At 70.9% G+C, this 13,701-nt stretch carries 12 protein-coding genes; 5 read left to right on the top strand and 7 right to left on the bottom strand.

The annotated features are described in order from the left end of the window. Nucleotides 1–8: 8 nt before the first annotated feature. Nucleotides 9–515 carry a GtrA family protein gene (locus ACIRQP_RS29640; RefSeq protein ID WP_403895061.1) on the top strand — a complete coding sequence of 169 codons (507 nt, stop codon included), beginning with the start codon at nt 9–11 and terminating at the stop codon, nt 513–515. Between the two features lie 60 nt (nt 516–575). Here the strand turns inward: ACIRQP_RS29640 and ACIRQP_RS29645 are convergent, their stop codons facing one another. Then, complete coding sequence (locus ACIRQP_RS29645; protein ID WP_403895064.1) at nt 576–1,850, bottom strand: ATP-binding protein; 1,275 nt, start codon at nt 1,848–1,850, stop codon at nt 576–578. 6 nt (nt 1,851–1,856) lie between these two features. Beyond that, nucleotides 1,857–2,534, bottom strand: coding sequence for a response regulator transcription factor (locus tag ACIRQP_RS29650; protein ID WP_030351003.1), 678 nt, complete (start codon nt 2,532–2,534; stop codon nt 1,857–1,859). Nucleotides 2,535–2,870: 336 nt separating this feature from the next. Between ACIRQP_RS29650 and ACIRQP_RS29655 the strand changes: the two genes are divergently transcribed. Further along, nucleotides 2,871–4,394, top strand: coding sequence for a peptide MFS transporter (locus ACIRQP_RS29655; RefSeq protein ID WP_403895067.1), 1,524 nt, complete (start codon nt 2,871–2,873; stop codon nt 4,392–4,394). Between the two features lie 124 nt (nt 4,395–4,518). On the opposite strand, the gene ACIRQP_RS29660 is transcribed toward ACIRQP_RS29655, so the two are convergent. Together ACIRQP_RS29660 and ACIRQP_RS29665 are read right to left on the bottom strand one after the other, a co-directional pair. Further along, the gene (locus tag ACIRQP_RS29660; RefSeq protein WP_403895070.1) at nt 4,519–5,007 is read right to left on the bottom strand and encodes an ATP-binding protein; all 489 of its coding nucleotides are present in this window, start codon (nt 5,005–5,007) and stop codon (nt 4,519–4,521) included. Nucleotides 5,008–5,211: 204 nt separating this feature from the next. Continuing rightward, complete coding sequence (locus tag ACIRQP_RS29665) at nt 5,212–5,580, bottom strand: STAS domain-containing protein (RefSeq protein WP_403895073.1); 369 nt, start codon at nt 5,578–5,580, stop codon at nt 5,212–5,214. Between the two features lie 285 nt (nt 5,581–5,865). Here ACIRQP_RS29665 and ACIRQP_RS29670 point away from each other — a divergent pair, with 285 nt between their 5' ends. The 3 genes from ACIRQP_RS29670 (at nt 5,866) to ACIRQP_RS29680 (ending at nt 10,309) form a co-directional block, all read left to right on the top strand. After that, nucleotides 5,866–6,783, top strand: coding sequence for an RNA polymerase sigma factor SigF (locus tag ACIRQP_RS29670; protein ID WP_403895075.1), 918 nt, complete (start codon nt 5,866–5,868; stop codon nt 6,781–6,783). Nucleotides 6,784–6,978: 195 nt separating this feature from the next. Beyond that, nucleotides 6,979–8,181, top strand: a complete 1,203-nt coding sequence (locus ACIRQP_RS29675) for a DegT/DnrJ/EryC1/StrS family aminotransferase (protein WP_403895272.1) — start codon at nt 6,979–6,981, stop codon at nt 8,179–8,181. Continuing rightward, nucleotides 8,165–10,309 carry a lipopolysaccharide biosynthesis protein gene (locus ACIRQP_RS29680; RefSeq protein ID WP_403895078.1) on the top strand — a complete coding sequence of 715 codons (2,145 nt, stop codon included), beginning with the start codon at nt 8,165–8,167 and terminating at the stop codon, nt 10,307–10,309. The genes ACIRQP_RS29675 and ACIRQP_RS29680 overlap by 17 nt, the downstream gene beginning before the upstream one ends. On the opposite strand, the gene ACIRQP_RS29685 is transcribed toward ACIRQP_RS29680, so the two are convergent. Genes ACIRQP_RS29685 through ACIRQP_RS29695 form a run of 3 tightly spaced genes read right to left on the bottom strand, consistent with a single transcriptional unit; the run spans nt 10,288 to nt 13,651 of the window. Further along, complete coding sequence (locus ACIRQP_RS29685) at nt 10,288–11,370, bottom strand: glycoside hydrolase family 26 protein (RefSeq protein ID WP_403895081.1); 1,083 nt, start codon at nt 11,368–11,370, stop codon at nt 10,288–10,290. The genes ACIRQP_RS29680 and ACIRQP_RS29685 overlap by 22 nt on opposite strands. 14 nt (nt 11,371–11,384) lie before the next feature. Continuing rightward, complete coding sequence (locus tag ACIRQP_RS29690; protein WP_403895084.1) at nt 11,385–11,816, bottom strand: hypothetical protein; 432 nt, start codon at nt 11,814–11,816, stop codon at nt 11,385–11,387. Then, nucleotides 11,813–13,651: a hypothetical protein gene (locus ACIRQP_RS29695; protein ID WP_403895087.1), complete on the bottom strand. Its 1,839-nt coding sequence runs from the start codon at nt 13,649–13,651 to the stop codon at nt 11,813–11,815. The genes ACIRQP_RS29690 and ACIRQP_RS29695 overlap by 4 nt, the downstream gene beginning before the upstream one ends. Between the last annotated feature and the right edge of the window lie 50 nt (nt 13,652–13,701).

Here is a 13,701-nt window from a genome sequence, read left to right on the forward strand (position 1 = left end):
ACAGGCATATGAGCGAACGGGGCGCACTCCGCGTGCGACTGGACCGGCTCGTCCGCGAGGTGGTCAAGTTCGGCGCGGTGGGCGGCGCGGGGCTGCTGGTCAACCTGCTGGTCTTCAATCTCGTACGGCACACCACCACGCTCCCGGTGGTGCGCGCCAGCATCCTGGCCACCGTCGTCGCGATCGCCTTCAACTACGTGGGCTTCCGCTACTTCACCTACCGGGACCGGGACAAGAGCCGCCGCACGAAGGAGCTGACGCTTTTCCTGGTGTTCAGTGTGGTCGGCCTGGTCATCGAGAACGGCGTGCTCTACGCGGCGACGTACGGCTTCGGCTGGGACAGCCCGCTCCAGAGCAACGTGTTCAAGTTCCTCGGCATCGGGATCGCGACGCTCTTCCGCTTCTGGTCGTACCGCACCTGGGTGTTCCGCGCCCGGCCCGCCGCGGGGGCCCTGGAACTGCCGGAGGAATCGTTCCTGGAGCGGGACCGGCCCCGGTCCGACCGCGTCGGCTGAAAGGCCGTGCTCCTGAGGCCGTACTCCTGAAAGACCAGCCCGGCGAAGCCGTGCCCGCGCTCAGCGGACCGGGGGCTCCGGGTGCTTCGGCGCCTTGCGGGTACCGGCCTCCCGGCTGAGGAAGAGCGCGAAGACCGGCGGCTGCTGCTGGAGCAGCTCCAGCCGGCCGCCGTCCGCCTCGGCCAGGTCACGGGCCACGGCGAGGCCGATCCCGGTGGAGTTGCGGCCGCTGATGGTGCGCTCGAAGATCCGCGCCCCGAGGTCCGCCGGGACGCCGGGGCCCTCGTCGGTCACCTCGATGACGGCCTGGTTGCCGGTGACGCGGGTGCGCAGGGCGACCGTGCCGCCACCGTGCATGAGTGAGTTCTCGATCAGCGCGGCCAGCACCTGGGCGACCGCGCCGGGGGTGCCGACGGCCCGCATCCCCTGCCGGCCCGAGCAGACGATGGCACGCCCGGCACTGCGATAGGCCGGGCGCCATTCCTCGATCTGCTGTTTGACGACCTCGTCGAGATCGAAGGCGACGGCGGAGCCGGTGCGCGGGTCGCGCGCGTTGGTGAGCAGCCGCTCCACCACGTCGGTCAGCCGCTCGACCTGCGCCAGCGCGACCATCGCCTCCTCCTTGACCGTGTCCAGGTCATCGGTGGCGGAGATCTCCTCCAGCCGCATCGACAGGGCGGTCAGCGGCGTACGGAGCTGATGCGAGGCGTCCGCGGCGAGCCGCCGCTCGGCGGTGAGCATCCGGGCGATGCGCTCGGCGCTGGAGTCGAGGACATCGGCGACCCGGTCCAGCTCCGGCACCGCGTACCGCTTGTGCCGGGGGCGCGGGTCGCCGGAGCCGAGGCGCTCCGCGGTCTCCGCGAGATCGGTGAGCGGGGAGGCCAGTTTGTTGGCCTGGCGTACGGCGAGCAGGACGGCGGCGATGACCGCGAGCAGCGCCACCGCGCCGATGATCAGCAGGGTGCGGCCGACCTCACGGGTCACCGAGGAGCGGTCCTGCTCGACGATGACGGTCTCGCCCTCCTCGCCCTTCTCCTTGGCCCGGATGACGCTGCCGGTCGGCCGCTCGCCGATCTGGACGACGGGCCGGCCCGGGATCTCGATCCGGGCGTACCGCGTCCGGTCGATCTGTTCGGCCAGCATCTTGGCGGTGATGTTGTCACCGCCGAGGAGGTGACTGTCGACGATGCTCACCAGCCGCACCGCCTCGGAGTCCACGCTCTCCTGGGCGCTGCTGCTGATCGTCCGGGTCTCGACGATGACGAGCGAGACCCCGAAGACGGCGATGACGACGAGCACCACGGCGAGCGTGGAGTTGATCAGACGACGGCGCAAGGTGCCCTAGCTCTTCTCGAACCGGAAGCCGACGCCCCGCACGGTGGCGATATAGCGCGGGTTGGCGGCGTCGTCACCGAGCTTCTTGCGCAGCCAGGAGATGTGCATGTCGAGGGTCTTGGTCGACGACCACCAGGTGGTGTCCCAGACCTCGCGCATCAGCTGGTCGCGGGTGACGACCCGGCCCGCGTCCCGGACGAGGACCCGCAGCAGGTCGAACTCCTTGGCGGTGAGCTGGAGTTCCTCGTCGCCCATCCAGGCCCGGTGCGACTCGACATCGATCCGTACGCCATGGGTGGCGGGGGCGGGCACGGGGTCCGAGGCGCCGCGCCGGAGCAGCGCCCGTACTCGCGCCAGCAGCTCCGCGAGCCGGAAGGGCTTGGTCACATAGTCATCGGCGCCGGCGTCCAGGCCGACCACGGTGTCCACCTCGTCGGCGCGGGCGGTCAGCACCAGGATCGGCACGGCATGGCCTTCGGCGCGCAGCCGGCGGGCGACTTCGAGGCCGTCCATCCCGGGCAGGCCCAGGTCGAGTACGACCAGGTCGACACCGCCCTGGAGTCCGGCGTCCAGCGCGGTCGGACCGTCTTCGCGGACCTCGACCTCGTAACCCTCCCGACGCAGGGCACGGGCCAGCGGCTCCGAGATGGAAGCGTCGTCCTCGGCGAGCAGTACACGGGTCATGGGGTGATGGTAGACCGCACGGGGCCGCGCTTGGGTCCCGCTCGACGACGCCTTCGGATTCGCGTGTGATCAGATGATCTACCTTCGAATGTAAGAATTTGACTCCATGGGAACCTGTGATCCATCTCTTCATTCCGTCCATATACGACCCTGTCGTGTCGTATGGTGTCGAGACGCCTGTACTACCACTAGGAGACTTTTGGCCTGCCGGGTGCCAAAGGTCCCCTCTCCGCGTCTCCGCGCCGGGGACGGCATGTACCGCTCCGGCCCGCCCCCCCACACCGGGCGCGTCACCGCTGACCAAGCGCCGCGTCCCGAGCGAGCAAGGATCGACCCATGGCGTCCAGCCTGACGAAGGACTCGCCCAGCGCCCCCTCCGGACCCGAGAAGACCTTCTTCGGCCACCCTCGCGGACTGGCCACGCTCTTCATGACCGAGATGTGGGAGCGCTTCAGCTTCTACGGCATGAGGGCCCTGCTCACCATTTATCTGCTCTCCGGTGGTCCCGATGGATCGAAGGGGCTTCAGGGCGGCGGTCTCGGGATGGATCTGGCCACCGCCACGGCCATCTACTCCATCTATCTGTCGATGGTCTATCTGCTGGCGATGCCCGGCGGCTGGCTGGGGGACAGGCTCTGGGGCCCGCGCAGGACCGTCACGATCGCGGCCTGCACGATCATGCTGGGCCATCTCACCCTGGCCCTGCCGGGCAAGGGAAGCTTCTTCGCCGGTCTGGCACTGGTGGCGCTCGGCTCGGGTCTACTGAAGGCCAATATCTCCACGATGGTCGGCCATCTCTACGACGGCCCCAACGACCCGCGCCGTGACGGCGGGTTCACCATCTTCTACCTGGGCATCAACATCGGTGCCTTCTTCGCCCCGCTGATCATCGGCACCGTCGGCGAGACCTACAGCTGGCATCTCGGCTTCGCCCTCGCCGCCGTCGGCATGGGCATCGGCCTGATCATGTTCCTGCTCGGTACGGAGCATCTGAGCCCGGAGAGCAGCCGCGTCCCGACGCCACTCTCCCGCGAGGAGCGCGTCACCTGGCTGCGCAAGGGCATGACGTGGCTGCTGATCGCCGCCGTCTTCTACGGCGCGGTCGGTCTCAGCGGCAACTTCACCCTCAACTGGGCGATGGTCCCGCTGACGCTCGCGGGCATCGCGATCCCCGCCGCCGTGCTGATCCGGATCAAGCGCGACAAGGAGCTGTCGGCGGCCGAGCAGACCAGGATGTCGGGGTACATCTGGTTCTTCGTGGCCGCGGCCGTGTTCTGGATGATCTACGACCAGGGCGGCTCCACGATCCAGGCGTTCGGTACGACGAAGGCGGCCGGCGAACTGTTCGGGGTGGGCTTCCCGTCCTCCTGGTACCAGTCGCTGAACCCCGTGTTCATCATGGCGCTCGCGCCGGTCTTCGCCTGGTTCTGGCTCTGGCTGAGCCGCCGGGGGCAGGAGCCGAGCACGGTCGTGAAGTTCGCCGCCGGGCTGCTCTTCGTCGGCGTCTCGTTCTTCTTCTTCCTGATCCCGCTGGCGATGGCGGCGGACGGCACGCTGGTCAGCCCGGTGTGGCTGGTGGGCATCTATCTGATCCAGACCGTGGGCGAGCTGTGCGTCTCCCCGGTGGGTCTGTCGGTGACGACGAAGATGGCGCCGGCGAAGTACGCGAGCCAGATGATGGGGGTCTGGTTCCTGGCGGTCACCGCGGGCGACTCGGTGACCGGTCTGCTCTCCATCGGCGGGGTCGATCTGGGCAGGACGGGCGTGGTGGCCGTGGAAGCGCTGCTGGCGTCGCTCGCCGGCTTCGCGGTCTTCATGTACCGAAGGAAGGTCCAGGCGCTGATGGGCGACATTCACTAGTGCCGCGAGCGGCAATGGACGCCGCCCCTGTGCCGCGAGCGGCAATGGACGCCGCTCCTGGCCGGGCAAACGTTGCTGGGAGGGGCACTGGCTTCGGATTCACCGGCTCCGTGGGCTACGCGCGTCACGACGGGGCGGACAGCTCCGCCCAGACCGTCTTGCCGGCCGCGCCGGGCGTCCGTACGACGCCCCAGTCGAGGCAGAGCCGCTGGACGATGAACATGCCATGGCCGCCGGGGCGTCCCGCGCGGTGCGGGGTACGGGGGGCCGGCTGGCCCGTGCCGCGGTCCGTGACCTCAAGACGCAGCACCTTGGCGGTGTGCGCGACCCGCAGCCCCTCGGGGCCCTCGGCGTGCAGACACGCGTTGGTGACCAGCTCGGAGACGACCAGCAGCACGTCCTCCGCCGCCGCCCGCCGGTCGGCGGTCGAGGCGGGGAGCCAGCCCCAGTCGTAGAGCGCCTGGCGGGTGAAGTCGCGCGCGAGCGGTACGACACCGATGGCGCCGGCCAGGGCGAGCGACCGCACCCGCGCTTCGGACGTCGCGGCAGCGGTACCCGCGCCGTCCGGCTCGGGGCCGAGATCGCCCGGCGGAGGCTGCCGGGTGGTGCTCATCAGCGCTTCACCTCACCGATTCACCAATTAGCCAGTTCTTGTGTACAGAGCGTGCGGGGTCCTGCTCGTTCCGCCGGGGGTCTTCTGCCCCTCCGAATCGTGACAACACCCGCTTCGCCGATCCGGAAATCGTGACGCGGGCAACACGACGGGGCAGGGGCGTGGAACCGGGGTCGGAACCCGGGGTGCAGAGTAGCGGCCGGCTCAGTCGGCCAGGGCCTCTTCGAGGGAGTCATGGACGGTGAAGACCGCGTCCGCGCCGGTGATCTCGAAGACCCGCGCGACGACGGGGAGCATCGCCGCGAGATGGACCCCACCGCCGGCGGCATCCGCCTTCAGGCGGGCGCCCAGCAGGACATTGAGTCCGGTGGAGTCGCAGAATTCCAGTTGCGAACAGTCGATCACCAGACGTGACCGGCCCTGTTCGAGCGCTTCGTCCAGAGGTGTCCGCAACAGGTCGGCCGTGTGGTGATCCAACTCACCGGTCGCTGTCACTACTTCGCTCCGGCCCTCGGTCCGAACTTCGACCCGAAGCCGGCCCCAGTTCGTGCTGCCGACCGTCTGGCGGTCCATGCCCGTCCCTCTTCGCCGTGTCGTGCGCCGTCGTCAGATGGTGTCATCTCATCGTCATCACATCCCGATGACGCCCGTCGAACATTACGCCTTTCGTACGCCGACCGGTACCCAAAGTCCCCCGCAATAAGGACATATGAAACAATTAACACTTGCAACTGTCCGTGCCTAGCGGGTAGGGCTTGTAGGGACACATCCGACCACGGCCGGCTTTGGAGGCGCCGCACACCCAGCAGCGCGTATTGGCATCGGCAGCCATATGCCGAGAACGTATGGAGGAGACCCATGTCACCCCGGCTCGACGATCCGCGTGCCCCGCATGCGCCGTCGGCAGCTCCGCCCGCACTTTCCGAGACCGACATCACACCGCCGGCCGACTTCGAGAGCCCGGCCGAGGGCCTTGAGGACCTGCCCGAGATCCCGCCCTTCGACGAGGTGGGCGCGGTGGATGCCCGAGCCCTGTCGAAGACGCTCTTCGCCCGGCTGGAAGCCCTTGAAGAGGGCACGCACGAGCACGCGTACGTCCGCAACACCCTCGTCGAGCTCAATCTCGCGCTGGTGAAGTTCGCGGCCGCCCGGTTCCGCTCCCGCAGCGAGCCGATGGAGGACATCGTGCAGGTCGGCACGATCGGCCTGATCAAGGCGATCGACCGCTTCGAGCTGAGCCGCGGCGTCGAGTTCCCCACCTTCGCGATGCCGACCATCGTCGGCGAGATCAAGCGCTTCTTCCGCGACACGTCGTGGTCGGTACGCGTACCGCGCAGGCTCCAGGAACTCCGCCTCGACCTCGCCAAGGCGGGCGACGAACTGGCCCAGCGGCTCGACCGGGCGCCCACCGTCGGTGAACTCGCCCACTGCCTCGGCATCACCAACGAGGAGGTCGTCGAGGGCATGGCGGCCAGCAACGCGTACACCGCCAGCTCGCTGGACGCCCAGCCCGAGGACGACGACACCGAGGGCGCGCTCGCGGACCGGATCGGCTACGAGGACCACGGACTCGAAGGCATCGAGTACGTCGAGTCCCTGAAGCCGCTGATCGCGAGCCTGCCGTCGCGGGACCGGAAGATCCTCTCCCTGCGCTTCGTCGCCAATATGACGCAGTCGGAGATCGGCGAGGAGCTCAATATCTCGCAGATGCATGTGTCCCGGCTGCTCTCCCGCACCCTCAAGAGGCTCAGAAAGGGTCTGACGCTGGAGGAGTGACGGGCCCCGGCCTCGGTGCTCCCCCTTCGGCGCTCCCCGCTTCGGCGCCCCCGTTCCCCGCTTCGGGGGCCTTATTGACGGCTCGTCCGTTATGGGGCCACATTGAGCCGGGCAGGGGGAGCGTGGGGAGACGCGATGGCTCGTGGGGAGGGCTGCCCGGCGGAGCACACCGCGTACGCGGCGTTGGAGACGCTGATGCGTCGCCGCCTCGGCAGGGAATGTCTGTATATGCCGTCGTGCCGGCTCGGGCTGTATGTGGCGCTGCGCCACTGGTGCCGGCCCGGTGGGCGCGTCCTGATGTCTCCGGTCAACGACGACGTCATCTTCTTCGTGGTGCTCGCCGCCGGGCTGCGCCCCGTACAGGCGCCGTTGCGCGCCCGGGACGGGTCCATCGACCCGGCGGGCCTCCCGGAGTCCGCCTGGCACGGGCTGTCCGCCGTACTCACCACCAATCTGTACGGGAACCCCGACCCGGCGCCCGAACTGCGCGCCCGCTGCGACGCGTTGGGGATCCCGCTCATCGAGGACGCCGCGCACGCCATCGGCAGCGAGGTGGCGGGGCGGCCCGTCGGCGGCTTCGGGGACGCGTCCGTGTTCAGCCTCTCCAAGCATGTGGGGGCCAAGAGCGGCGGCTTCCTCGCGCTCGCGGATCCGGGGCTGCGTACGGAACTGGCGAGGGCCCGTGACGCGCTGCTCGAACCCTCCCGGCTCACCGCCGAACTCGCCTACGCGCTGCGCCCGTACGCCGAGGCCGGGGTCCGGGGGCTGCGCCTGGTACGGGCCGCGCGCGCCGCGCTGCGGCTGCTGGGGCAGGAGGAACGCGCGGAGATCCGGATGCCGTTGCGGCCGGGCGAGCTGACGCGGGCGCTGGGGACGGCGCCGGGGCTCGGCGGGTTCCACTCCTGGGTCCGGGTCGACATGCACGACTACCGACTCCGCTCGGGCCGGTCCCGGCTGCACCGTACGCGGCGGCTGCTCGGCGGCCTCGACCAGCGGCTCGCCGAACACCGGAGGGGGACGGAGAAGCTGCTGGCCAGTCCGTGGGGCGACCCGGGCGGCAGGGCCGGGGCGCAGCCGCTCTTCCGGGTGCCGCTGCTGGTGGAGGACCGGGACGCGGCGATCGCCGCGCTCGCCGGGCACCGCGTCACCACCGGCTATCTCTACGATCCGCCGCTCGACGACTACGCGGGCGAGGTCTTCACCGATCCGTCGCCCGCGCCGGGACCGGCCGCCTGGTTCGCCCGGCACGCCCTGCCCGCCGATCCGCGCCGGGCGGATCAGGTGATCGCCGTACTCGACGGACTGGGCGCGCGGCCCGCGCGCCGGGCGGAACCCGCGCGCCGGGCAGGACCCGCGCGCCGGGACGAGATCGGCGAAGGGCATGGGGGCGGTGGCTGACACCGCCCGGTTACGCGGGCCGGGGACCACCGGTCCCGGCTCGGCCGACGGCGACTCGATGTTCCGCAACGCCTATGCCCTGATGCTCTCCACCGGCGTCTCCGCCGCCCTGGGCCTCGGCTTCTGGCTGGTCGCCGCGCGCTACTACACCGAGGAGGCGGTCGGCCAGGGTTCGGCCGCCATCGCCGCGATGCGGCTGCTCGCCTCGCTCACCGCCACCACCATGATCGGCGCCGTGGTGCGTTACGTACCGCGCGCGGGCCGCGCCACCGGCGCGTTGGTGTGGCGCGCGTACGCGGTCAGTTCGCTGGTCGTCTGCGCCGCCTGCGTGATGTTCCTGGCGACGCTCGATCTGTGGGGCCCCTCCTACGCGCCGCTCGACGGGGTCACGGCGGGAATCGTCTTCACCGCGGCCTGTGTCGCCTGGGCACTGCTCACTCTCCAGGACGGGGTGCTGACCGGGCTGCGCAGGGCGTTCTGGGTGCCCGTCGGCAACGCCGCGTTCTCTCTCGGCAAGCTGCTGCTGCTCGCCGCGTTCGCCACGGCCATGCCGGTCCTCGGGGTCTTCGTCTCCTGGGCGGCGGCCATCGCCCTGTCCGTCGTGCCGCTCGGCTGGCTGATCTTCCGCGGGCTCATCCCCCGCCAGGCCTCCGCCGATCACGACCGTGAGCCGCCCCGGGCGCGCGACATCGGGCGGTTCCTCGCCGGGGACTCGGTCGGGGCGCTGTTCAGTCTGGCGATGATCAATCTGCTGCCGGTACTGGTCGCGGTCCGCTTCGACGCCGCGCACAACGCCTTCTTCTACACCGCCTACACCGTCGGCGGCACGATGGAGTTCATGGCCATCAACATGGCCTCCTCGCTCACCGCGCACGCCTCGCACAGCCCGGACCGGCTCGCCGAGGGGGTGCGCGGGGCGCTGCGCCGGATGACCGTGCTGCTCGTGCCGGTGGTGCTGGTGCTGGTGGTCTTCGCGCCGCAGGTCCTCGCGCCGTTCGGGGAGGACTACGCGCGGCACGGCACGACGGTCCTGCGTCTGCTCGCCGCCGCCGCGCTCCCCCGGGTGGTCGTGGAGCTGTACATCGGAGTGCTGCGGGTCCAGGGGCGTACGGGCATGCTCGCCGCGCTCCAGGGCGCCATGTGCGTGCTCGTCCTCGGCAGCGCCCTGTTCCTGCTCGGTCCGGCGGGGATCTCCGGGGCGGGGCTGGCGGTGCTGCTGTCCATGACGGTGATGGCACTGATCGCGGCGCCGGGGCTGCGCGCGGCCCTGCGGAGCACGCGCGGCAAGCGGGCGCCGCGTACGAAGGACACCGACACGTACGGCACCAGCTGGGCCCGTGAGGCCGCGCGGCTCCGTGCGGAGGCCATGGCCGCCCCGGTCCGCGGGCTGCCCGTACCCCCGGCTACCACGGCATCCACCGCCTCCGCCCCCTCCGCCGCCTTCACCGCCTCCGCCGTCGACGAGAGCCGGACCATCACCGTGCTCTGGCTGCTTCTCGGGCTGGCGGCCGGGCTGTTCTGGCCGCCGCTCGTCCGCCTCGGGGACCTCGGCCGCGACCAGCTGACCGGCGTCCAACTGCTCGCCGTACTGCCCCCGTTGACCCTCGTCGCGGGCATTGTACTGATCGTCGTCCAGTGCGCCGCCGTCTCCCTCGTACGGCCGGGCCCGGCGCTGCTCACGCTCGGGCCGCTGGCCACCTTCGCCGCGCTGCACAGCGCGCCCGTGCTGCTGGGCGTACGGCCCGACCGGGCATCGGGGCCCTGGCACGAGCCGGCCGCCGAACTCCTCGCCCGACTCCATGCCGGACTCCACGCCGGACTCCACGCCGGCGTCCCCGACGCGGACGGTGCCCTGCGGGCGCTGCCCGTCGCTCTGCAACTGCTCGGCCTGGGGCTGGCCGCCGTCGCCCTGTGGGCGCTGGGGACGGACGCGCGGGTCACGTCGGGTGCGGTATGGGTGCTCGCGGTGGCGGGCTGGGCGGCACAGAAGCACTTCGCGGCGGTGGCGCTGCCGCTGACCCTGGGGGTGTGCGCGGTGGCCGCGATCGCGTCGGCCCTGCGCGCCGCGTGCCGCCTACGCCGTCGCCACCGCCCTCGCCACCGCCGTCACCGGGCCGGAAGCGGCTGATGGAAGTACGGGGCGCGCCCCGCCTCGCGGTAACCCTCCAGCGCCGGACCCTTGTCGACCGTCAGATCGCAGCCCTCGCCGGACACCGGCCGGTTCCAGTGCACCAGCGCCCGCACCCCCGGCAGCGTCGGCGCCACCGCCGGGATCTCCCGGTACCAGTCGCGCTGCCGGTCGGGCCGCTCCGCGTCGGGTGCCGTACTGAACTCGGCGAGCATGACGGGTTCCGTATCGGACACGTTCGCCCGCAGCCACTCGTAGGAGGGCCGCTGGCTGCGCTCGAAGTCCAGCCAGTTCTCCGAGTCGTGGCAGCGGAAGTAGTTGTACTGGTCCATGCCGATCCAGTCGACGTACTCGTCGCCCGGATAGAGGGACTTCATCAGCGCGGCGTTGCCCAGATAGCCGGAGACCGTCCACACCCACACCACGTTGTCCACGCCGAGCTTCTCGAACCGGTCGTGGAGATGGCGGTAGGCGGCGATGAACTCCTCCGGCGTGCCCGCGTCCGGCGTACGGAAGTCGGTCTCCTGGTCGAAGGAGAGGAAGACGCGCTTGCCGTACGCCGCGAGGCGCCGGGCCTGCGGATCGATGATCTCCTCGTCGAACGTCCCGTCCGCGATCGCCCGCCAGCCGAGCTGGGTCTCGGTCCAGTTCTCGTGGTGCGGCTCGGTCCATACGGTGGACTCCCAGGCCAGCATCAGCAACCGGTCCCGGCCCAGCTCGCGTTCGTCGGGGGTGAGCAGCACTCCGTCCCGCTCGGTGTTGGACATGTCGTGGTAGTTGTGGACGAGGTCGAGCTTGCGCCCGATCTTCCTCTCGAAGCCGTACACCGCGTCCTTGAGCGAGCCGTTGGGCGCGTAGGGGATGTACGCGCCCCACCAGGCGCCGCACGGGGGTTCCAGTAACGCGGTCGGCACACATGGTCCGTTCGCCCCGTCCCGGTCCACGTCCGCCGTGCCGTCCCGGGCGTGCCAGACACCGATCCCGGCGAGCAGGGCCCCCACGGCGGCCAGGACGAGGGCCAGATACGTCGTCCCGCCGGTTCTGGGGGTGCGTCGCCGCACGCCCTCCGTACCCGTCATCGGCCGTTACCGGCGGCGGGTTCGGCGCGCTCGCGCCGCTTGGGACGCCGCTCCACCGCCCCACGGATCGCGGCGGGCAGCGGCAGGGCGGGCAGCGGTGCCACGACCGTGCAGAAGGCGGCGAGCGACACCATGAACGCCGTGGCCGAGAAGCCCCGCACCAGAAAGAGCGCGGTGGCGGTGAGCGTCGCGAGGGACAGACTCAGCGGCGCGGCGAGCGCCAGCGCCTCCAGCCGGGCGCCGGGCCGCAGGCCGCGCGGCAGCGGGAGGAGCAGCGCGCAGCCGGGGCCGAGGAGGACGAAGAGCAGGACGGGTATCCAGCGCAGCGGCACGCCGTCGGGCAGCTCCGTCGCGGCGAGCGCCGGCCAGCCGGAGAGGGCGAGGGCGGCTCTGAGCCACGGCCCGGCCGGTGTCCTGGTGTCGTTCACCGTGGCTTCTCCTCCGCTTGCGTGCCTGGCGTGCCTGGCGTGCCTCGGGTTCCTCGGGGTACGTGTTCCAGTGCGAGTCCGTGCTCGCTCTCCTCCACGACCCGGAAGTACGGCGAGCGCTTCAGCGCCTCGCTCATCCGGTCGAAGCCGCCGGGCGGCAGATAGCCCTCGCCGGTGGTGGCCTCCTCCTGGGAAGGGGTGAGGATCACGAACGCCGGGCGCCCGTCCGGGATGCCCGCGTCGAGATACCCGGCCGGATCCCGGAGCATCTTCAGGTTCTCCGGCACTTCCTGTTCGGTGAAGAACCAGCGCTCGTAGTGGTCGTAGCGGTAGTACGCGCCGGGGAACGACCCCGTGGTGGCGAGGATCAGCGCCCCGTCCGGCGCTCGGTCGTAGGCCCGCTTCACGAACGCGGTCTCGGCGGGCGGCGCGTACTGCATGCCCTCCTTGCCGTAGTACGACGGCAGGAAGCCCGCCAGCAGGGCGATCAGCGCCACGGGCAGCGCGACCACCGACACGCCGCGTGCCAGTTTCCGCGCCCTTCCCGTTCCCGCGACGGCGGGGACGAGCGCGGCGGCGGCGAAGAAGGCCGTGCCCGGCAGCCCGAACAGATAGACGCGGAACAGCATTTCGCCGCCGTAGTCATTGACGGCGAACAGCGGGACGGGGGCCGCGACGGCCAGCAGCAGCGGCAGGGCGCTCCGTACCAGCCGGCGTCTCAGCAGAACGGCCGCGCCGGCGAGCGCGCCCAGTACCAGCACCATCAGGATGTTGGCGTTCCCCACCAGCTCCGGCCCCGGGCCGGTCGGTTCGCCGGCGAATCCGGCGCGGGAGTTGTTCAGCAGATCGCCCGCCGAGTCGCGCAGGGTGCTCAGCGTGTCCAGGAACAGCACCCGTCCCATGGTCAGATCCCAGACGAGCATCAGCGCGCCGGTGACCACGAGCAGCCCGAGATTGCGGTAACGGCGGGTCAGGCAGAGGGCCATCAGGGTCATGGAGAGCATCACCGGGGTCAGCTGGTGCGAGGCGTTGACGGCCGCGATGAGCGGCGCCAGGATCGCCACACCGGCCGCCCGCTGACGCGTGGTGGTGGGCGGCGGCACGGACGCGGCGGCCGGATCGAGCAGGGACCGGTCGCGCAGCCGCCCGGCGGATCCCGGCCGTACGAAATGCCGTACGACCACGGCGAACACGGTCAGGAAGAGCAGATAGGCGAAGCCCTGCGGGGACAGATAGTCCTGGCCCACCCAGTTCGCGAGCTGGAAGATCCAGACTGCGGCCCACACCAGCCGCCAGTCGTCGGTGAAGGTGCGGTAGACCAGGATCAGGACGGGCAGCGTCAGCAGCCCGAACAGGACCGGCGCCCAGTTGGCGTACGAGGCGGCGCCCGTCACCCCGAAGGCCCGGATCAGGGCCGCGTTGAGCGAGAAGAAGCCCGGCCACTGGTCGTACGCGGACATGCCGCCGGACAGCTCGGCGTGCGGGTATACCGTCCCCTCGGCCAGCAGCCTGGCGATCACGGCGTCATGTTTGGACGCCCAGGCGTAGCGGACGGAGTCGTAGAGGAGGGCGGGCGGTGCCTTGAGGGCCATCAGCATCGCGACGCAGTGGGCCAACGGCCACCGGGGAGCGGTGCCCGCCCGGCGCAGGCTCAGCAGAAAGCCGGCCGAGAGCACGACCAGCGAGGCGTAGAAGGCGATGGGGAAGCGGTCGAGGAGTCCGAAGTCCCCGATGTCCCGGAACCCTATTCTCGGCAACGACCATGTCCACAGCGCCGCCGCCACCGCCAACGGGAGCCAGGACAGCAGCTGTCGGGGCCGGAGCGGCGCGGACACGGACCTCCTGAACGGGGAGGACGCGGGCGGACGTAACGGCGCGGCGGACG

The organism is Streptomyces sp. NPDC102274, from assembly GCF_044766385.1.
GTDB lineage: Bacteria > Actinomycetota > Actinomycetes > Streptomycetales > Streptomycetaceae > Streptomyces.